20 protein-coding genes, 1 tRNA gene and 2 pseudogenes are annotated in these 20,029 nt (G+C 57.4%); 13 read left to right on the top strand and 10 right to left on the bottom strand.

All coding sequences use genetic code 11. From position 1 onward, the window contains the following. Window positions 1-70: 70 nt before the first annotated feature. A tRNA-Thr gene (locus C8J36_RS23310) sits at window positions 71-146 on the top strand. A 284-nt stretch (window positions 147-430) separates the two neighbouring features. Here C8J36_RS23310 and C8J36_RS23305 read toward each other — a convergent pair. Next, complete coding sequence (locus C8J36_RS23305; RefSeq protein WP_132537670.1) at window positions 431-682, bottom strand: DUF982 domain-containing protein; 252 nt, start codon at window positions 680-682, stop codon at window positions 431-433. A gap of 218 nt (window positions 683-900) precedes the next feature. On the opposite strand from C8J36_RS23305, the gene C8J36_RS23300 reads away from it, so the two are divergent. The 4 genes from C8J36_RS23300 to C8J36_RS23290 all read left to right on the top strand — a co-directional run bounded on the left by C8J36_RS23300 (window position 901) and on the right by C8J36_RS23290 (window position 2,287). Continuing rightward, window positions 901-1,131, top strand: coding sequence for a hypothetical protein (locus C8J36_RS23300; protein ID WP_132537669.1), 231 nt, complete (start codon window positions 901-903; stop codon window positions 1,129-1,131). A gap of 61 nt (window positions 1,132-1,192) precedes the next feature. Further along, complete coding sequence (locus tag C8J36_RS25090; protein WP_165915152.1) at window positions 1,193-1,357, top strand: hypothetical protein; 165 nt, start codon at window positions 1,193-1,195, stop codon at window positions 1,355-1,357. Between the two features lie 416 nt (window positions 1,358-1,773). Next, window positions 1,774-1,989, top strand: a complete 216-nt coding sequence (locus tag C8J36_RS23295) for a hypothetical protein (protein WP_132537668.1) — start codon at window positions 1,774-1,776, stop codon at window positions 1,987-1,989. Window positions 1,990-2,083: 94 nt separating this feature from the next. After that, the gene (locus C8J36_RS23290) at window positions 2,084-2,287 is read left to right on the top strand and encodes a hypothetical protein (RefSeq protein WP_132537667.1); all 204 of its coding nucleotides are present in this window, start codon (window positions 2,084-2,086) and stop codon (window positions 2,285-2,287) included. Between the two features lie 326 nt (window positions 2,288-2,613). On the opposite strand, the gene C8J36_RS23285 is transcribed toward C8J36_RS23290, so the two are convergent. Next, a complete protein-coding gene (locus C8J36_RS23285) occupies window positions 2,614-3,504 on the bottom strand; it encodes a LysR family transcriptional regulator (protein WP_132537666.1) in 891 nt (296 codons plus the stop codon). Between the two features lie 97 nt (window positions 3,505-3,601). On the opposite strand from C8J36_RS23285, the gene C8J36_RS23280 reads away from it, so the two are divergent. Next, complete coding sequence (locus tag C8J36_RS23280; protein WP_245506716.1) at window positions 3,602-4,435, top strand: SDR family oxidoreductase; 834 nt, start codon at window positions 3,602-3,604, stop codon at window positions 4,433-4,435. A 46-nt stretch (window positions 4,436-4,481) separates the two neighbouring features. On the opposite strand, the gene C8J36_RS23275 is transcribed toward C8J36_RS23280, so the two are convergent. Beyond that, window positions 4,482-5,381, bottom strand: a complete 900-nt coding sequence (locus tag C8J36_RS23275; protein ID WP_132537665.1) for a LysR family transcriptional regulator — start codon at window positions 5,379-5,381, stop codon at window positions 4,482-4,484. Window positions 5,382-5,491: 110 nt separating this feature from the next. On the opposite strand from C8J36_RS23275, the gene C8J36_RS23270 reads away from it, so the two are divergent. Further along, a complete protein-coding gene (locus C8J36_RS23270; RefSeq protein ID WP_132537664.1) occupies window positions 5,492-6,595 on the top strand; it encodes an aldo/keto reductase in 1,104 nt (367 codons plus the stop codon). Window positions 6,596-6,749: 154 nt separating this feature from the next. On the opposite strand, the gene C8J36_RS23265 is transcribed toward C8J36_RS23270, so the two are convergent. Together C8J36_RS23265 and C8J36_RS23260 are read right to left on the bottom strand one after the other, a co-directional pair. Beyond that, window positions 6,750-7,964 carry an IS701 family transposase gene (locus tag C8J36_RS23265; protein ID WP_132537663.1) on the bottom strand — a complete coding sequence of 405 codons (1,215 nt, stop codon included), beginning with the start codon at window positions 7,962-7,964 and terminating at the stop codon, window positions 6,750-6,752. 138 nt (window positions 7,965-8,102) lie between these two features. After that, window positions 8,103-8,408 carry a hypothetical protein gene (locus C8J36_RS23260; RefSeq protein ID WP_165915151.1) on the bottom strand — a complete coding sequence of 102 codons (306 nt, stop codon included), beginning with the start codon at window positions 8,406-8,408 and terminating at the stop codon, window positions 8,103-8,105. A gap of 467 nt (window positions 8,409-8,875) precedes the next feature. Here C8J36_RS23260 and C8J36_RS25085 point away from each other — a divergent pair, with 467 nt between their 5' ends. From C8J36_RS25085 to C8J36_RS23245, 4 genes and pseudogenes are all read left to right on the top strand, one after another. Then, window positions 8,876-9,052, top strand: coding sequence for a hypothetical protein (locus C8J36_RS25085; RefSeq protein ID WP_165915150.1), 177 nt, complete (start codon window positions 8,876-8,878; stop codon window positions 9,050-9,052). A 203-nt stretch (window positions 9,053-9,255) separates the two neighbouring features. Beyond that, complete coding sequence (locus C8J36_RS23255) at window positions 9,256-12,405, top strand: PAS domain S-box protein (protein WP_245506715.1); 3,150 nt, start codon at window positions 9,256-9,258, stop codon at window positions 12,403-12,405. Window positions 12,406-12,775: 370 nt separating this feature from the next. After that, window positions 12,776-13,117: pseudogene (locus C8J36_RS23250) on the top strand (transposase); the annotation flags it as partial. 341 nt (window positions 13,118-13,458) lie between these two features. Beyond that, entirely contained in the window at window positions 13,459-14,040 is a 582-nt protein-coding gene (locus C8J36_RS23245) for a DUF1349 domain-containing protein (protein WP_132537662.1), read from the top strand. Between the two features lie 144 nt (window positions 14,041-14,184). Here C8J36_RS23245 and C8J36_RS23240 read toward each other — a convergent pair whose 3' ends face one another. Continuing rightward, the gene (locus C8J36_RS23240) at window positions 14,185-15,279 is read right to left on the bottom strand and encodes a GSU2403 family nucleotidyltransferase fold protein (protein WP_132537695.1); all 1,095 of its coding nucleotides are present in this window, start codon (window positions 15,277-15,279) and stop codon (window positions 14,185-14,187) included. Between the two features lie 827 nt (window positions 15,280-16,106). Here C8J36_RS23240 and C8J36_RS23230 point away from each other — a divergent pair. Next, window positions 16,107-16,574, top strand: a pseudogene (locus C8J36_RS23230) (recombinase family protein). A 200-nt stretch (window positions 16,575-16,774) separates the two neighbouring features. On the opposite strand, the gene C8J36_RS25670 reads toward C8J36_RS23230, so the two are convergent. Next, a complete protein-coding gene (locus tag C8J36_RS25670; RefSeq protein WP_281029269.1) occupies window positions 16,775-16,903 on the bottom strand; it encodes a hypothetical protein in 129 nt (42 codons plus the stop codon). A gap of 340 nt (window positions 16,904-17,243) precedes the next feature. Beyond that, a complete protein-coding gene (locus tag C8J36_RS23225) occupies window positions 17,244-17,570 on the bottom strand; it encodes a hypothetical protein (protein WP_132537661.1) in 327 nt (108 codons plus the stop codon). 1,351 nt (window positions 17,571-18,921) lie between these two features. Between C8J36_RS23225 and C8J36_RS23215 the strand changes: the two genes are divergently transcribed. Further along, window positions 18,922-19,167 (top strand): hypothetical protein, encoded by a 246-nt coding sequence (locus C8J36_RS23215; RefSeq protein ID WP_132537660.1) that lies wholly within the window; start codon window positions 18,922-18,924, stop codon window positions 19,165-19,167. Window positions 19,168-19,187: 20 nt separating this feature from the next. Here C8J36_RS23215 and C8J36_RS23210 read toward each other — a convergent pair whose 3' ends face one another. Both C8J36_RS23210 and C8J36_RS25205 read right to left on the bottom strand, forming a co-directional pair. Then, complete coding sequence (locus C8J36_RS23210) at window positions 19,188-19,424, bottom strand: hypothetical protein (protein WP_132537659.1); 237 nt, start codon at window positions 19,422-19,424, stop codon at window positions 19,188-19,190. A 166-nt stretch (window positions 19,425-19,590) separates the two neighbouring features. Further along, on the bottom strand, window positions 19,591-20,029 hold a 439-nt coding region (locus C8J36_RS25205; RefSeq protein WP_207897614.1), incomplete at its 5' end, for a metalloregulator ArsR/SmtB family transcription factor.

The raw sequence follows: 20,029 nt of genomic DNA, 5'->3' as shown, positions 1-20,029 counted from the left end.
ACCCTACCCGCTAACTTTACTGGCGGAACCGACTTGCAAGGCGGGCCGAATGGCGGCGTATGGAGAACATGCCCCTCGTAGCTCAACGCTAGAGCAGCTACCTCGTCTGTAGCAGATCCAGGTTCAATTCCTTGGCAGGGGCACCACCAGACTTTCGGCTGACCTTCCTGAAAGAAATCAGACTGCTGTCGAAACCTCTTTGATTTCAAACCCGTCTTCACCTTGCCATCGTGTCGATGGCTTTTCCCAATGAGCTAAGATTTTAGCCGCCGCCCCCCAAAAAGGGCGGCGGCATCACTCTCCGGCAAGATGGTGCTTGGCCGCTTCACGTCAGGGCTTGTGCGAATAGGGCTTCAATAGACGGCAAAGAAAAATGTAGAGCATACGCCTTTGAAACTTCACGGACAGTGAATGAAAATTCGCGCGTTACTCAAGCGTTTCGAATAAAGACATTTGCATCGGCAGCGGCAGCAAGGAATGCACTGTGCGCCTCCTCCGGCGGACGCTCTCCCAACAGAACAAACATCATTACCTCCTTGGCCCGCTGGTGCGCCTTTGTCCCTCGAACTGGCCAGTCCATGAGCAGTACCCATGCCGCCTCTTCTGTGCTTGCAATTGTCCTGAAGCCGCCGCGACTGTTTTCCTCGAAGGTAACAGGGCTATCCCATTTTTTCGGGTCCATAACGCAATACTCCCAGCGCTCTACTTTCGACCCAACGAGCAGAAGCGCGACTCGTTCCAGTTGTGCTTATTCACACAAATCCTCCGCTGGTTTGTCTTCGATCGTCATAGTCATTGCAAACAGCCTACCTTCAGCGCAGGGTAAATCTTCTGCAGCAGATTTCGCGGGCGCTGCCGCTTAAGGGCTAAACGCCTTGGCCTCAAATCGAGGAGGACGACATGTCTTCCAAAAAGCCATCCATCAAGCGTTCACACGTCGTCGCCATCGACGAATGGGGAGGCAAAGCTGCATATCGAAGCCTGTCCCCTAGAAGTCATGAAGCGTTCGATCATACTCTCTCGCCACTGGCGGGGCGACGTTCCTTCAAGATGCGCCGCGTGCTGCTCGTCGTGGTGAAGTGCCTCTTGCTCTTCGGATTGGCGATCGCCCTGCTTCTGGCCGTGATCTGAAGCGGGTAATCAGCACCATGACGGCTTCTTTCCCAGTCCTCCATCCAGAACTAGGTGCGCAATGAAACCGACATTCGCAGACTGTGTTCGGCACTTGCAGATGCATGCTGCTGCCGGAGAATCGCAGGTATTCCTGGCGCGCCTCATTCAGGCCTACAGCAAAGAATTCGGTTATGACCCGATCAAGCTGCAGGTCTACATGCGCAACAACGTTACCCATCATTAGATGAAGCGACGTCCCATCATCTGCCGGCTAGTTCGCTCAGAGCACTTGTCGCAATCGGTGCCATCACATAATTCCCCCACGCGCAACGAGGAGGGACAAATGAGCTTTGTTGGTGAAGATCGAGACGAAGCCCTGCGACTTGGAGAAGTCGCGGGCCGGCAGATGACCTCATTCGTCAGCGACTGCCCATTTCTACACAATCAGCTGGAAATGCGCACGGCTTGGCTGGAGGGGTTCAGCTTGGGTCGGGTGAGCTTGAAGCCCGGCGGAGAGCGCCGGGTTTCTCCACGTGATGGGACAAGGTTCCGATAGAGGTTCATCCCACTATGGGAGCCGGCTCTCATCAACCGAACACCTCACAACAGACTGACTGAGATTCCTCGGCCAGCGCGTTTCTTTTGAGTCTGGACCCTAATATGACTCGTGACCTGATGGCAGAAGTCAACAATCAAGCTGATCGTGCAGCGAAAAATCCGACCAAAATGCTCGACCGCATGAAGCTGGCGCATGAGCTTCATGATGAATTCCCTGAAACGCCGGTCATCGAAATCGTCGACAAGCTCAATATGGCTTGGCGAAAGCGTGGCCTGTCGTTCGGAATACCCGCCGCACACGCTGTGACCCGGTGCTGATCTACCAAAAATCGGACTTGCAGCACAACTCGTCGTTACCATTTGCCCGACTACTCGTGCGCCTTCGGCGCATCGTCAGACTTGGGAGGGTCACATGGCAACGTACAGAGCAATTCAGCAAGAAGTAAAATCTACCTATGGCTTTACGCCAAAGACGGGCTGGATCGCGTGCGTTTTGTCTGAGCGGGAGATCGCGAAGCAACCAACTCAGAACCGAACTGGCGCCAGCGTGCGTATCGAAGCCTGCCCGGCTGACAAGCGTGCCAGCATCGAAGCTGCGTTAGACAGGCTCGGTTAGGTGTTGAGGGCGCACAAGCAGGCAAGGGATGTTTTCTGCGGGCGGCCGGCGACACGAGCGAATCCATGCGACATGCGGAGTGTTGCGCATGATAGAGCGGTACGCCTCCAAACTAGGAGGAGTCGCTTGACCGGCAACCATAATCGTTACCAGTTGCGCCATGATATCACCGGGACCTACGACGTCTTCGCCGGTATCCTGCGTTCATCTCGACCGTCTCGAAACACCCCACAAGTGCGCCCGCATGGTAGGCCTCCGTAGAAGGTCGATCTTTCCCTGCCGTTTGACGGCGCGGTGTGAGACAGGCGCCATTGACGACTTTCTTCTCAGCCGCCATCTTTCAGCACATCAATGAACGCCCTTAGCGCGGCTGGCACGTGACGGCGCCCGGGATAGTAAAGGCAGAGCCCCGGATAGGCAGGGCACCAATCCTCCAGCAACGCGACAAGGCGGCCCGCTCGCAGTTCGGCCAGGGCGAAAGACTCGGCCACGAACGCGATCCCAAGTCCGTCCACCGCTGCCCCGACCATTAAACGGTTATCGTCGAGCGTCAGCGAACCGGGGACGTCGATGACGATCTCCTCTCCTTGTCTTTCGAACTCCCATCGGTAGAGTTTTCCGCTCGGCATCCGGTGGCGGATACAGCGGTGTCCCCGCAAGTCGTCCGGAACGAGAGGGTTTCCACGACGCTTGAGATAATGGGGGGCCGCGACCGCCAGGAAGCGAACGTCGCCGCCGAACGGAACGGCGATCATGTCCTGCGGCACAGTCTCGCGGAGGCGAACGCCCGCGTCGAACCCTTCTGCGACGATGTCAATCAATCGGCCGTCGCTGATAAGATCAAGGGTGACCCCGGGACAACGCTCGGTAAAGATCGGAACGGCGGTTCTCAGGAGCAGCTCCGCAGATGCTGTTCCACAATTGATCCGCAAGGTGCCTGCGATGGCGCCAGCCTCTCCCGTTACAGCATCGAGAGCCTCGTCAAGGTCCCGAAGCACCGGGATGATCCGGCGCAGGAGCTCATCTCCTGCCTCGGTCGGCGACACACTCCTTGTCGTGCGATTGAGGAGACGAACCCCCAGCGTTTGCTCAAGACCGATCAAGGTGTGGCTGAGCGCCGAGCGGGACGTGCCGAGCGTGTCGGCCGCCTGCCGGAAGCTCCGATGCCGGGCGACGGCGGCAAAAGCCGAAAGCTCAACGAAACTGGGCTTGCGCATTGGTGTAGTTCCTTCACCGGGTCATGCTCATTCGGTGAGCTTATCTCATCTTTCGGTAATCGCTACATTGGCCTGGTCGATACAGATGGAGATGAAGATGAAGATGAAGACATGGCTAATCACAGGCGGCTCGTCCGGCCTCGGTCGCATCATGACGGAGAAGCTGCTTGAGCGCGGCGACCGCGTTGTCGCGACAGTCCGCCGTTCGGACGCACTGGACGATCTGGCAACGCGGTACGGAGAACATCTGAGGGTATTGGTCCTCGACGTCACCGACACACATGCTGTTCGCAGTGTAGTCGATGATGCCTTCACCTCGCAGGTGCGGATCGACGTCGTCGTCAGCAATGCAGGCTACGGACTGTTCGGCGCAGCTGAGGATGTCAGTGACGCGCAGATAGAGCGGCAGATCGCGACGAACCTCGTCGGATCAATACAGCTGATCCGGGCCAGCCTTCCTCATCTACGAGCGCAAAGCGGCGGACGCATTATGCAGGTGTCCTCGGAGGGAGGTCAGGTCGCCTATCCGGCCTTCGGCCTCTACCACGCCACAAAGTGGGGCATTGAGGGGTTCATCGAGGCCGTCGCGCAGGAGGTCGCTCCGTTCGGTATCGACTGTGTGCTCGTCGAGCCAGGGCCGACCGCCACGAACTTCGGCGAGGGCCTCGACCAAGCCGAGGCGACGGAGGTCTATGACGCGACGCCGTCGGGCGACATGCGCCGCAGCGTGGTCACGGGCAGTTTCGCCATCAAGGGCGATGCCAGGCTCACAGTCGACGCAATGATCGAGGCAGGGGACTCGGAACATCCGCCATTGCGGCTCGCGCTCGGCAGCACGGCTTACGAGAACATAGAGGCCGCGCTCATTCGCCGCCTCGAAGCAATTCGCGCGCAGAAGGGCATTGCTTTCGCAGCCGACAAGCCAGCCTGACTTCGAAGCCAGTGTGGTGGTCAGTCCGGCTGTGTCTGCAACGCCTTCAGGCCTCGCTCGGGACTCGCATCGCCCCGATGAAAGCTTGGAAAGCGGCGCTTGGCTGTCGACGATGGGGATAGTAAAGGTGGTTGGGGGGCAGGATTGGCGCCCAGCCGCGCAAAACCTCGACCAGTGCACCGGACTTGAGATGCTCCTCGACATGCGGGGCAGGCAAGCAAGCCACGCCCACCCCGGAGACGGCGGCGTCCCGCATGACGTCGATGTCGTTCGTGACAAACGATCCGGTGACCGGTCGCTGGATGATGCTCTCTCCCGACACGAACTCCCAGACGTGCATCGTTCCCGCGGAGGTATAGCGGTAGCAGATGCAGCGGTGTCGGCTCAGTTCGTCCGGTACTTGCGGAGCGCAGCACGACGCCAGGTATGAGGGAGCGGCGGCGAAGACGAGCGGCACTGGAGGGCTGATGCGTACCGAGATCATGTCCAGCTGGAGTTGACCTTCGTGACGCACGCCGCAATCGAAGCGCTCGGCGACGATGTCCACGAGCCCGTCGTTTACGATGAGCTCGACCGCGACATCCGGACACGTCTTGGCGAAGGCCGCCAGCCGCGGAAGCACGACGTGGACGGCTGCCATGCGGTGGGCGTTGATCCGAATGCGCCCCGCCGGCCGGGTGCGTCCGGCGTCGAGCGTCCCCAGCGCCCCTTCGACCGACGCCATCGCGGGTCGAAGTTGCCGGAGTAAGTTCTCACCCGCATCGGTCGGGGCCAGCGAACGAGTCGTCCGATCAAGAAGGCGAATGCCGACCTTGGCCTCAAGGCCGCGCATCGCGTGGCTTAGTGCCGAGGGTGAGAGGCCCATCCTCGCTGCCGCCTTCGTGAAGCTCCCAGCCTCTACGATCTCGGCAAAGACGGCAAGGCCAGCCCAAAGGTCGCGATCCATTCATGAAATTCCTTCAGCAACCCATACGCCGAATATAGCCTAATCGAATGCCGATGTTCGTGCCATCTTCATGATCCATCACGATCAGTCTCAGAAAGAGCGCTCAGCCCATGGATCTCCAAACCTATCGTCCTCTCGGTGCCTCCGGGCTCCTCGTCAGCCCGCTAGCACTCGGCACAATGACCTTCGGCACGCCCCGCTGGGGCATGAACGAAGACGGAAGCCGGGCTGTCTTCGACCGCTATGTCGAGCTCGGCGGCAACTTTATCGACACGGCCGACGCCTACTCCGGGGGGCGTTCTGAAGAGATGGTCGGTCAATTCGTTGCAAAAGGGGGCTTACGTGAGCAGATGGTAATCGCAACGAAGTCAGGTTTCTCTACGGGTCGCGGCTCCCACGCGGGCGGAAACGGTTCCCGGCACCTCCATGCCTCAGTCGAGGCTTCGCTGAAGCGTCTCCAAACGGACTTCATCGACCTCTACTGGATCCACATCTGGGACGGCATCACTCCTGCTGAGGAGATGGCGGAGACGATGGCAGGCCTCGTCCGGTCCGGCAAGATCCGCTATTGGGGTCTGTCGAACACTCCGGCCTGGTATGCAGCGGAAGTCGCCACCATCACCCGGCTGCGGGGTCTACCGGCACCCATAGGCCTTCAGTACTTCTACTCGCTCGTCGAGCGCGGGGTTGAAGCTGAGCACCTACCCCTCGGTCAATCGGCGGGCATGGGGCTCGTCCCGTGGAGTCCCCTTGCCTATGGTCTGCTGACCGGGAAGTACGACCGGGCCACGGTCGAGGCCAGCGGCTCCCGCAAGGGTGGTGTTCCCAACCAGGGCGCTGCCGGAACGAGCGCGCGTGACGATGGCGACAAACGCCTCGACGGGGACAACCCGTTCGGAGATACTCTCTTCACCGATCGTAACTGGCACATCGTCGATGTCCTGAAGCGCGTCGCCGACGAGGCCGGAGAGTCCGCGGCCCGCATCGCGCTTGCCTGGGTCGTCGGACGCGCGGGCGTCGCCAGTACCCTTATGGGCGTCAGCCGTCCCGAACAGGTGGGTAATAATGTCGGTGCGCTCGATGTAACCCTCTCGCCGGAACACGTGTCGATGTTAGATGCAGCAAGCAGCGGAATCGAGGGCTTCCTCTACGGCCTCTTCAAGCCGTCCGTCCGCAACCAGATTGTTTTTGGAGGCGCTGACGTACGGAACTAGCATTACAGTTGCATTTTAGTTTTGAGATGAGCTCGTCGAGCGGCCGCCTGATGGGCGCGCCTCCAGCATGACCATGCGATGACGTAGGCGGGGTTTATGCGACGCTGAGCGGGTCTGATGGCGATGCGCCGGACTTCCTGGATAGACCAGCGGATCAAATCCTGATGGTCGGCATCCGCGGTCTTTTTTGGGGCGTCGCGTCATTGGCGCGGTACCGGATCACCGCCATCATGGCGAAGGCCAGCATGACGAGGGAGACGTGGCGATGCCAGCCATGCCATGACCGGGTTTCGTTGTGATCGAGTCCGAGCTCGTTCTTGGCGGTCTCGAAGCTGTCTTCGATCGCCCAGCGATGGCCTTCAACGGAAACGAGCGTCTGGATGTCCGTCCCGGCAGGGCACCATGTGGTGAAGAATGCGAGATCACCGTCGCTGATATTGCGCCGGATCAGTAGGCCACGGGTCCAAAGCCCCGATTTCGTCTCGTTATATTGGTCGGCATCGAGATCGGCGAGTTCGCAGTAGGCCCAGTCATGAAGCCGCGCGCCTTTGGTGCCCTCACCGGCGGAAAGACGTTGCCATGCGCTTGGATCGAGATCACGGGCGATCTCCTGCGCTGTGCCGGCGACCGGAGGCTTTCCCGACCACGAGCCAAAATGGTGGTCCGATTTAACCCCAAGAACGTAGCCTTTGCAGGCTCGGCGCAGGGTTCCTTCGACGTCCCCGACGCCATACACCGCATCTGCGGCCACCCATGAAAACGGCACATCGGCTGCCAGCGCCCGCCGTATCATATCGACAGCCAGGCCTGGCTTGGTAGCGAAGGATGTAGCCTGAGGAACATGAGTTGCTGCAAGCCTTGCCGGATCGCCAGTCCAGCTCTTAGGCAAGTACAGGGCTCGATCGATAAAGGCATGACCGCGAACGGACACATAGGCGGCGAACACACCGATCTGGCAGTTCGTTATCTTGCCAGCCGAACCTGTATATTGACGTGCAACACCGCACGACGTCTTGCCCTGCTTGAGGAAGCCCGTCTCGTCGATGACCAGGACCGCATCATCCGTGGCGAGGTTCTCTACGACATACTCTCGCACGATGTCGCGAAGTGCGTCCGCGTCCCAGCGCCCGCGCCCCAGAATGGCTTGTTGCCGCCACGGGCCGGGATCACCGGCCGCTTCAGCACGCATCCAACCTGTCTTACGCCGCTCGTCACCCAGCAAGCCGTCCAGGAAAAGGTTCGCAGATGCTGCAACTCGATCCTGCGTAAACAGCGCGCGCAAGCGAGCCTTCACGTCGCGCAACGATGATGCCCATAGCTCAAGCGTCGTCTCGATTGATGCACCTGCCATCCATGACCTCCGAATCATGGAAACCCATGTATTCAGATCATAGATAAATATGCAACTGTAATGCTAGGCTCAGGACCTATTAACCTCTTGCGGCGCGCTCTCCGTTTCGATTCACTGGGATCAGAAGGAGCTGCAGGCCAATGCGATCAGATCGGGTTATTTGGGCGGCCTAACCAGGGAAATCACGCGAGGCGTTGAAGGTGTGTCCAGCCACTTCGTCCATTTCTCTCTTTCCTCGATCGTATCGAAGAAGCGCCATAGCTTGTAGTCATCATCTGTTGCCTCTAGCATTTCTCCGACTGAAACGAGCTCCATGGGTAAAGAGATTTCTTCACCTTCAAATCTGACAAAGTATGCACCCTCAGTAGCTATCCGAATGACCTGCCCCGTTGCATAGCTTCCATCGCCATCGTCGACGGTGAAGTACATGCCACTGAGGTTGTCCATTATTTTATCATTCATTGTCTTGCCTATTCGTAACGAGCGTGCACGGAATCTTGAGGCGGCGAGAGGCAGCGTCAGGATCTGGTGGCTTGGGCTGTCTTAACTAAAGGAACCGCCGCCGTACCGCGGCCATTTCCAGGCGTTTGGAAGCCATCTATAGGTAGCTGCTCTCAAGGACAACAGTGTCTAAGCGTGGCGTCACCCGATTGTCTGGATAGACACCGGAGACATTGTAGGCACCGAGGCTCTGGCCGTATGTGCACAGTGGATGGCGTGATCGTGCCGGCAGCTGAATTTTTTAAGACCCCCAAAGATGCGCGCGTGGCCGACCCGCTAGCTGCCCATTGGGTAATTCGTCTTTTGTGCAGCGAACTGATAGACAACTGTGCCAGCTACCACACCGCGTGCTGCAGGAAAAATATACGCTCTGACGATCAACATCTGTTTTCAAGCAATCAAACCGGACCTTTATGGAAGGGCTCCTCATGGGTTGGAAAACCCCAAAGATCGAATACGTGAACGGATACAAAATTATTGAAGTCGAAGGGCCGGCCTTCAAGGTCTACGACGGCAACCGTCAGCTTGGGGACGACTTTCCTTACTCCGGCGAAGCGGCTGCTCACGCGAACTCCCTTCCGCCACGGGATGCTCAACAGGGCTGAACAGGAATTCGAGCCCACCCCGCTTCAAAGCGCGATATCGTCTTACGAGGACAGGCACGCGGTATCTCCGGCAACTTCGTGAGGAACCCACGCCTCCCCCTATGCATGTGATTGACCGTCGCTTGCGTTTGCAGCTGAATACCACTCGACATCTGCAAGATGAGGCGTATGGCTGAGTGCAGGATTTTACTGCATGACAGGCTGTGACGAACGTGACCGATGGCGAACTGAGAGCAACCGAGCGGTATAGCCGCCAGATCCTGGATGGCGCGGTCGACTATGCAATCATGGCTTTGGACCTTGATGGGAAGATTACTCGTTGGAACGAGGGCGCGCGCCGCATTTTCGGCTGGAACAAGGACGAGGCCACCGAGCAGCACTGGGATCTGATCCTGACGCCCGAAGACCGCGAGGCGGGTGCTGCACGTGAGGCGATGAGCGCCGCACTTGCATCTGGCACAGCACATCACGAGCGTTGGCACATCCGCAAATCCGGCGAACGGTTCTGGGCGAACGGTGAGATCAGTACTCTTGTTGACGAGCAAGGAGACGTTGTTGGTTTCGTAAAGGTTCTTCGAGACCGGACGAAAGAGCATATCGCAGCACAAGCTCTTCACGATGCTGAAGCACGGTTGCGTCGAGCCCAGGAGGCAGGTGGGGTCGGAGTGTTCTCGCTAGACCTCATCACCAACATCCTTAGCCCTACCCCCGAGTTCTGCAAAATCTACGGCCTGCCGGAGATCGACGACGTTTCCATCGAGCAGATCGAAGCGCTTGTTCTGCCAGAAGATCGCAGCACCGCCTCTAATCCCCAAACCCGAAGGATCGGGGCATCTCTACTGAATGTCGAGTATGGGATCAGACGTGCTGACAACGGACAGAAGCGCTTCATCGCCCGCAAAGGTGAATTCGAGCGCGACGCGAGCGGCACACCGATCCGCTTCGTCGGCGTGGTTCAGGACATCACCGACACGCGGCGCGCCCAGCAGCAACTGCGCGAAAGTGACGCCCGCTTTCAGGCTCTGACACAGGCACTCCCCAACCATGTCTGGACAGCGGGGCCACAGGGACAGCTCGACTGGTTCAACGATCGCGTCTATGCATTCTCAGGTCTTACATTTGACGATCTCGTCGGAAACGGCTGGACGCAGATGGTTCATCCGGACGACCTGCCGGAGGCCGCTGCCAAGTGGTTTTCTGCTGTGAGGGCTGGTGAAACCTACGAGTCGGAGTTTCGCCTGAAGGCAGCAACTGGCTGGTACCGCTGGTTCATCGCAAGAGCCGTCCCGATGAGGGATGATGATGGGAAGGTCGTCAGGTGGATCGGCACAAACACGGATATAGAGGATCAGCGAGAAGCTCAGGCACGGCTGGAGACAGCGAACAGGACCCTTGAAGACAGGGTTACCGAACGCACTGCCGACCGGGACCGCATGTGGCGCTTGTCGACCGATATCATGCTCGTTGCGGACTTCGAGGCAACAATTACCGCTGTCAATCCAGCCTGGCGAACGGTCTTCCGTTGGGACGAGGGCGAACTCGTAGGGCGCTCCTTCATGGACCTCATTCATCCGGACGATCTTGCGGCAACGTTGGCGGAGGTCGGGAAACTGAGTGAAGGTGTGACAACCTTTTCCTTCGAGAACAGATATCGCACGAAGGATGGCACGTATCGAACGATCTCGTGGACTGCAGTGCCCGACGACACCTTTATTCATGCTTTAGGGCGTGATGTCACGCAGGAACGTGAGGCATCCGCAGCCCTTCGCAAGACTGAACTCGCCCTTCAGCAGGCGCAAAAAATGGAAGCAATCGGCAACCTAACGGGCGGGGTCGCACATGACTTCAATAATCTGCTGCAGGTGGTTGCCGGAAATCTTCAGCTCCTTGCGCGGGACATCGCCGGAAACGACAAGGCACAGAAGAGGGTCACCAATGCACTGGCAGGCGTTGAGCGCGGTGCGAAGCTCGCGGCTCAGCTTCTGGCCTTCGGTCGAAGACAAGCTCTTGACCCAAAAGTCGTCAATGCAGGGCGGCTGGTGCGCAACATGGACGAGATGCTTCGCCGAACGATCGGAGAAGGTATTGAGGTGGAAACTGTCGTGTCAGGGGGCCTATGGAATACGCTCATCGACCCGATGCAGACAGAAAACGCGCTTCTGAATCTCGCCATCAACGCACGCGATGCGATGGACGGCTTCGGCAAGCTGACGATCGAGGTCGGCAATGCCATGCTGGATGAGGCCTATGCGCGCAAGCATGACGATGTTGTGGCTGGCGAATACGTCATGCTCTCGGTCACCGACACAGGTTCCGGGATGACGAGCGACATTATCGACAAGGTGTTCGATCCGTTCTTTTCGACCAAGCCCGAGGGCAAGGGCACAGGCCTTGGGCTGTCGATGGTCTACGGATTTGTGAAACAGACTGGCGGCAATGTCCGGATCTACAGCGAGGTGGGATTGGGCACGACGATCCGAATGTACCTTCCGCGTTCGCGGGAGGATGAAGAGCGGACGTCAATCCGGCGTGACGGTCCGGTCGAGGGAGGCTCCGAAACGATTCTCGTTGCGGAAGACGACGAAGGCGTGCGCGCAACCGTCGTCGAGACCTTGCAAGGGTTTGGGTACCGTGTCCTGAAGGCACCGGATGCCAGCGCTGCACTCTCAATCATCGAAAGCGGTGTGCCGATCGACCTGCTGTTCACGGACGTAGTCATGCCGGGTCCGCTCAAGAGCGCTGATCTCGCGCAGAAAGCCAAAGAACGTCTGCCTAATATCGCCGTGCTCTTCACCTCAGGCTACACAGAGAACTCCATTGTCCACGGTGGACGGCTTGACGCCGGTGTTCAACTGCTCTCAAAGCCGTATGCCCGCGAAGCACTCGCTCGGAAGATCAGGCAGGTGCTGACCCGGAACACGGATGTGATGGCAGAACAACAAGCGCTCACGCCCCCGGCCGCCTCGCCGGCTGTCAGCGCAGACGCTACCCCCCACTCCACTGCCAAGCTCACCATCCTGCTCGTGGAAGATGAGGCCCTGATCAGGGCTGCTACCGCGGACATGCTCGAAGAGCTTGGTCATGAGGTCTTTGAAGCCGCGTCAGGTGAGAAGGCACTCCTGCTGCTCGAGCAGCAGAGCGTGGACATCATCCTGACGGATCTTGGTCTCCCTGGTATGAGTGGTGAGCAGCTCTCCATTATGGTGCGCCAGAGGTGGCCTGCGATCGCGATCGTCTTCGCCACAGGGCGCGACACCGCGCCTGTGCTCAGCGATTCACGGCGCACATCCCTTCTTGCGAAACCATTTGGCCCGGACGAATTGTCGCGTGCAATAACGCAAGTGCTCAGCTGAAAATGAACCGCGGCAGTGTAAGGAGTGCAGAGTAGACGGTGTTTTCCCCGCACATTGGCCAAGCGCCATTGGCCGTTCGGAAAAATGCCGCGACAATCTTGATGGCAAGAATGGGGCAACAGCGTCACTTTTTTGCGGTCGCATAGTACACGAGCATGCAGAACTTCAGCCGACGAGCTTTGAACCTACTGCACGACCGAAACCGTCTCACGAACTTGCCTGACAGCATTAAAGACCTCTCCAGGCATGCCGAACCCTGGAGCGCAATAGAGTAAACGGAGTTCTTCCCGATGACGGTCGGGTTCGAGCAGGACCTCCGCCAAATGATCGAAGCGTCGCAGTTCCTCGGCGCTGGGCCGAGGGGACCCGGCTTTATCGTGCCAGCAAGAAGGACTGTGATCAGTGTGAGATGAAGCCTCGCTGCTGCCCGAACATGCCTATGCGCAAAATACCGCGCGATCTCAACGAGGATGCACGCGATGTCGCCAGAGCGATTGCCAAGACACCGGAATATGAGCAATCACGGCATCGTCGAAAGAAGGTCGAAATGCTCTTCGCTCACCTGAAGCGCATTCTGCGGATGGCAAGGTTGCGCCTTCGAGGGCCATGTGGTGCGAGAGACGAATTCCTGCTTGCGGCAACGGCACAGAACCTGAGGAGGCTGGCCAAACTCAGGCCTCAGATGCCGCCATGCGGTCCCATCGCCGCCTGAGGGCGGCATCGACCATCACCCTGCGCCAAGGCGCGGGGCAGATCACGGCATAGTTCAGCGTCCGAAAGACCAAGGAGGGCGTCTGAGCGGATAGTCCGTCGAGTTTTTCAACGATATCGGCCAACAGCGGACATTAGCGTTGGGATACGTATGATCTGATTTGAGGCCGAGCGGTCCGTCCGCTTTTCTGATTTTCCGGATCGGCCTGGATGTCAGCAATGCAGGCTCCAAGCTTAAGACGCCTGTCAGACCTTGCCTGTTGATAGCAATTGGGCTCTCTAGGAACTATCGCTTTACGAGATGCGGCTGAGCAAGCCCGCTCGTTGTAGTAGGAGACGCCATTGCAGAGTCTTAAAAACGGACTGTGGCTCAATGAGCCCACAAAAGCAGATGCTTCTGATACCGAACTTTTCGTAACAACTGACGCCTACACCGATTTTTGGCGAGAAACACACTATGGCTTTGTCCGCGACAGCGGCCACTTCTACGCATTCCAAACCGAAGGCGATTTCACCGCCCAGGTTCGAGTCCAGGCGAATTTTGAACATCTCTACGACCAGGCTGGACTCATGGTCAGGCTCGACGAAAGACGGTGGGTTAAGACCGGGATCGAGTTCTCGGATGGATATGGCTTGCTCGGCAGTGTGCTGACCGATGAAGTCTCCGACTGGGCAACGGGACGATATGACGGCGACCCATCAGATTTTTGGATAAGGGTGACCGTCCAGAGCGGCGTTCTCCGAATACAAGCTTCAGACGATGGGCAGACTTGGCCACTGGTCCGCCTATGCCCTTTCTCAAGGGCGGACAATTATTTTGTCGGCCCTATGTGCTGCACTCCCGAACGTGCAGGCTTGGAGGTAAGATTTAGTGAGTGGCAATTGGGGCGGGCCTTGGGGAAAGACCTCCACGACCTGACGTAGCGGCTAGAGCGCTCTATTTAAAATCTAATTCCGCCGAACAACCACTCGGGGTCGGTGCTCTTGAACAGAATCGGACTCTCGGCACCCTATTTGTGTGAGCCACTTCCAACGAGATCAGCAGCTTGGCACTCAATTCAAGTACGTCTATTCGCCGAACGGAAGTTCAATTTCTTCTCGGTTTTTCTTTGCGCCGTCGATTAGGACAATTTTGAACCGGTCTGCATCTGGTGCCGGCAGCATCCCCGCCCCAATTCGGATAGCGTCTTGCCACGCAGGGCCGCGCTCCCACGCTTCGTTGTAGACGAGGGCCAAGTCAGCGGATCGCCTTGTCTGCTGCAGCGCCTCAAAAAGCAGCGCGGCCTGGCGAATGTCCTTCTCGCGCTTCGCTGGCCCTTGCCCGTCGGTGTGCCGACGGCTGGCGACTATGAGCTTATGGACGGCATACCGAGCCGGATCAGGGACAACGACTGGGATGCCGCTTCGGTGGAGCAGGATTGTCCTGACCGGTTCCCTGATGAGAAAGTCGAGAAAGCGCAGTGGATCCGCGCTAGCACCGCCAAGAGCAGGCATCTTCGCTGGCTGATCGACGTAGTCGTCCGAGCCACGGTTCGATGTCATGAATTCAACTCTGTAGCCGTCGGCATTCTGAAACGCTGACGAGGCCCCTGATCCCGATCTATGTGGAACGGGCCGGAAACTGGCGTCGACGTGCTGCAGCAACTCCACGATCGGAGGCAGACTATCTTCAACCTCTCGACTGATGGCATAATCCTGAGCGATGTCCGCATCGCCGGTCAGTATGGCAGCCATGGGAAGGCGCACGCCCAGCAGCCCTGAATAGCATTGAAAGGCCACCGTGCCTATAAGAACACCACGGAGTCGAAAGAGCCCCCCGTCGGCAAGAGCTTCGACAATGTCGCCCGACATGGCGTCGGGGGAAATCAGCCCACCTTCGCGGGTCAGGGTATTTACCAACCGCCTGCGAGCGCGTAGGTCGTCCTTGTCCCGCTTATGATCAGATACGCGTTGTGCTATATCCGGATCGTCAGCAGGACCAACATAGCGACGTTTGGTACCACCGTGTCCATCCGGGATGTCGAAATACCAATACTTGCGTCCCTTGATGGTCGCAGGGGTAAATCGCCCCTCTGGAGGGAAATCAGCCGTCCAAGCGGCGTCAAGCGAGCGCTGACCTAGCTCGGCCAGCATAGTCTGGTACATCAGGTCGACGGATTTCATAAGCTCGACTCCGGCGTTATACTGTTTTTCAAAAACAGTATAACGCTCGAAAGGATAGGTCGCAATACGGGACGTAAGTTCTCCGCCTTGAGCGGAATCGAACTGCAGTGGTGACATGCACACAGAGCCAATATGCTCAAAAATGACGAATTATGTTCAGTCAGCTCCAGACGCAGATATTGTGCTGTTCCGGCACAACCGGTTTTTTGCGTGCACCGGACGCCCATTAAACTGGTTCATGAAAAATTAAAAAAATCGGGTTTCGTGCATCTTGCATAATTCGTGATGAACCACTGAAATGGCGACGATTTTTAGAGCGCCTCACTTGATAACCTTTGATGACATACTTACGTCCACCTTGGACATGTAGCTCAGTGGATAGAACGGCCGACTACTAATCGGCGGGTCGGGGGTTCGAGTCTCCCATGTATTGAAGGGCGCCCCCCCAGTTGGGTCGAGTGCCCTTGCTCATTTGCTGCATAAATCGCCATTATGGCACAAGTCAAAGCAGCAAAAGCAGGATGAAATATGAATAGAAACAGCAATCGATGGATTATGAACTTGCTTATTCCGTCTATAACGACGGGTATAATAATCTACGTTGGAAGTGCTGCATATCAGAGCCAATGGGGAGAGCCATCTTTCGTTGCAACGGCAATCATTGGAGGAGTCGCAGCTTTCATCACATATTGGGCTTACGAGCGCTTTGTTCGGAAGGGTGATAATCGTTCATAAGTCAAGACTTGTGTTCACGATCCTGACGCTTGCCAAAACAGGCGCTTGTACTGAACATAAGTCATGAACAAACCGCACCTCCCTTACGTCTTGTGAGATATGCCCGCGTCAGCACTGTGGGTCAGACCCTGGAGGCCCAGCTCGACCACCTGGAAGAGGCTGGATGCGAAGTCATCTATCAGGAGAAGGCCAACGGTGCCCGCGACGTTCGCAAGCAACTGTTGCGGATGCTGAAAAGTCTGCGCGAAGGCGATCTTGTCGTCGTCACGCGCACCGACCGCCTCGCCCGCTCGATTTTTCAGATGTTCCGGATCGTTAGCTAGATCGTTGATGCCGGTACCAACTTCCGCGACCTGGCTCAGCCATTCGCCGACACCTCCACCAGTTCGGGCCGCATGTACCTGGCTATCTTCGGGGGGTTAGCTGAGATCGAGCGGGAGCTGATCGCCAGCCAGACGACCGAGGTCGCGCCCGCTCAAGTTGACGTCTGCCAGACAGGCCGAGCCCTTGCAGTGCAGGGCTGGCGGCGAACCGCTGACCGAAATCGCCCGATCTTATGATGTCAGCCACATGACCATCCAGCGCCTTCGGCCGCTGGCCTGAGCGAGAGCTGGACAGGGCTAGCCTAAGTCTTGGGGGTACGCGCCTTTCGGGTGCGCCTGGCAGGCTTCTCCGCGGAGAGTTCTGTCGTGCCGGCAGCCTCGGGTTCAGACGCTTTGACGACTGACGATAGCTACCGGAGAAATGCGGTACTCCGAGCCTACAGCATCAGTCGCGAGAGTGAGATCGAGACGACGCGGCCCGGATCTGTCTGGACCGGATATATCGCGCCGTTCGTCTGTGTGGCGATCCCGGCAAACAGTACGGTGACGATCACGGTCAAGCGCATGTGGGGATATCTCCGCTTCCCCGCTCCGGTTTGGTAGGCTGTACACCGTCTGCGCGCTATGTGAAAGGCGGGGAACGAAGTCCTAGTTCGTAAATTTGCCGTCTTAGCGATGGAGACAGAAATGCGGTATGAACTCGGAATGGCTATCTTCTTCGATGTGTTTTCGAAGTCGGTCATCGTCTCATTCAGGGGCAACGAATACACCCTACCAGGACCGTATCCAAATCAGCGGACGGGCTTTCGAGCCGCCGAGCAGTTCTGCCGCGATAAAGGTTGGATTGACCCTCAAGCCGAATAGCTCGAACTTCTGTCTCTTCCCACTTACCGCGCCGGTATCTTTTTATGTGCCGGCGGGAAAAGGGATGGCCCGTCGGATCTCGGTGTCGCCGGTGGCGAACTGAGAACCATCGATTGCCAGCACCTCGTGAGAAATGGATCTTCTAAGGATTTCACGGCTGAGCACTACGGAGATGGTATTGTCGTCAGTATCGGAGATGCGGATGCCCAAGAGGGAGAACTTGATGCCTACCTTCAAATTGTCTGCCACGAGTTCACATATGGAATTCTTAGCTTCACGCTCCGCGTCGCGCAGGTTAGCTAATTCCAGGCCAACTTCGTCGCGGATCTCGATATCGGGATGGTGGAGATGAAAGAAGAAGAGGGTCATGGGCCTTCCTTTGGAGAATGAGGGATATCCACAGCTGACCATTGTGTCAGGAGTTGAAGCGGATATGCCAAGATCGGGACCTACCCCGAGAATTTTCGGGGTAGGTCGAACCATCACATATCTGGGGACGTCTAACGGCTGGCTGTCTGTAAAAGCCTGCAGAGCTTCACGAGGGACGCATCGAAGCCGCCGGCTGACACATTACGACAGGTCTTGAGCATTTGCCGCTGCTCGGATCGTGACATGTTGCCGAACGTCTCGACCGCTGCGACATCGTTTGGCGTACGAGGAGGTGTGGAGCCGCCGTCTGCGTTCCCAACGCTGGGGATGGTAGGCTTGTTCGGCTGGCTGCGAACCGGATCAGGGCGGGGGTTGCCGATCCCTACACCCACTCCCACCCCTGTGCCTCCGCCGACCCCAACGCCAACGCCGGCACCGATGCCATTGGACCCTCCAATTCCGGCAGAAACTCCGGCCGTCACGCCCTTGCTTCCACCAACCGACGCTCCCACTCCGGCGTTGATGCCCTTGGAACCCCCAACGGATGCACCGACTCCCGTAGCAATCCCGCGGCTTCCCCCAACGCTGGCACCGACACCGGCGCTTACGCCACGTTTTCCACCAACATTTGCGCCGACGCCAGCATTCACGCCCTTAGCTCCGCCAACACTTGCTCCAACGCCTACGCCGAGACCGGACGACGGCTTGCTCGACACGCCAGCCCCGGCGTTCACACCTTTGCTTCCACCTATTGAGGCGCCGACGCCAAGGCCGGAACCACGTGCGGGACTTCCGATGCTCACGCTAATCCCGTTGCTGCCGCCGATAGAGACGCCAACGCCGCGCGAATTGCTGCGATCCCGAGCTTCACCAATTGTCGGCAACATCAACGCCGACGAGAGTAGAGCTGCCATCGAGTAGGTCACTAAACGATTGTACATTTTATCCTCCTTTTCCTCGCCAGCGGATGTCCCTGGCTGCAGAGTCAAGAGAAGAGACTTCCAAAAGTTCATGCTCGGGACCGCGTTATGGTTGCATTTCCCAAAAGATGTTAAACGATGCGTTACATGAGGTCACAACGTTGTACCGTTGAACTAGCAAAAACAACTGTATAATTGGAGACTAATTCACCTGTCCTGTAACCTATCGGGTGCGCTAGGGACTTGAATACGTTCGAAATATAATCATCGCTGTGCCAGCGCTGCAGGCGAGTATAAGCACTAGCACCCCTAATACTTGGGATGGTGTGTAAACGCCTGCTTAGTGATAATTCTCGATCGTGAAAACTCAAGTTGCATACTGCTTGGATGATGGCAGCCTTAAGGGCAGTGTCCTGGGGAGGAGAAATCTAATGCCTGATCCCGTTACCCACAACAGCGTCATATACCCTGATGACTTCGAGCTCATTGAGCAGACATTCATGAAGCTTTGCCGAGCGGCAGATGTCGATTTGCAGAGCACGACCGCTTTGATTTTGGCAGTGAGGACTTTCGCCGAATTCCAAAAAGGCCACTGCACTTCCGAGCAGCTTCTGCGCTCGGTCGCAATTTCCCACGAGTTTCGTGAGGCAATTGTTGAGTATGGCGCCACACACTAAATGCGGCTCAAGGTGGCGGCTTACTCAAGTCGTAGAGCTGACCTGAAGGGAACCCGGCGGACGACTTCGCCATCTTCGGTAGTTATCTCGAAGCAGTGACCATTTATCACATCGTCCGCCAAAACCTTTTCCGCGACTATTTCCCTGGCAGCTTTCAGGGCTTCATCATGAGCCGCTTCCACAGAGGAGAACTCCGCTCCCTCTAAGTCCTCTTCAAGAACTCCGTGGTTCCGAACGTGAAAATAGTACCTGGTCATAATGCCTCCGCTCAATCCTCTGCCATCTTATGAGCAGGGCGCGAATCCACACGCCCCAGCTGGTGTGACATCTTGAAGATATGGATCATCTTGAACATAGGATGGATTTGAGCCCTCAAGCTTGGGGGCGTCCGCCGTAGTGCCGTCAGCGTCTTGCCGGTTGAGTTTATCGATTTAGCGCGACTGATACCAACTTCCGGAATGTCTCACAGATTGAAGGATCGATCGTATAATACCGGCGCTGCGCGTCCTTCCGGAAAACCAGTATTCCGGAGCCTGTCATGATTTTTAGATGTTGAGAGGTGGCAGACTGCGACAGACGTACCCTGTCTGCAAGGTCTGCGACCATCAGTTCTACATCATCCAAAGCCAAAAATATTTGAATGCGCATGGGGCTGGCGACTGCATAAAGTGCACTAGCTGCTTTTTTTGCTTGGTCTTCTGTCATCATGTAAGTGGCCTTAATCCAGTGCAGCGCCAGCTTATGCAGACGAAACTGGAACGCGGCTTTGAATAGCCCCGCGTTTCGTAGACACCCTCGGGTTACGTTTTCTGCTGCTTTTCGAACTCGACGGGCGACAGCATCCCGTTTCTGACATGTTTGC

Source organism: Rhizobium sp. PP-F2F-G48 (genome assembly GCF_004342335.1).
GTDB lineage: Bacteria > Pseudomonadota > Alphaproteobacteria > Rhizobiales > Rhizobiaceae > Ferranicluibacter.
Note: the sequence above shows the minus strand (reverse complement) of the source record. Positions and strands in the feature narration are given on the sequence as shown.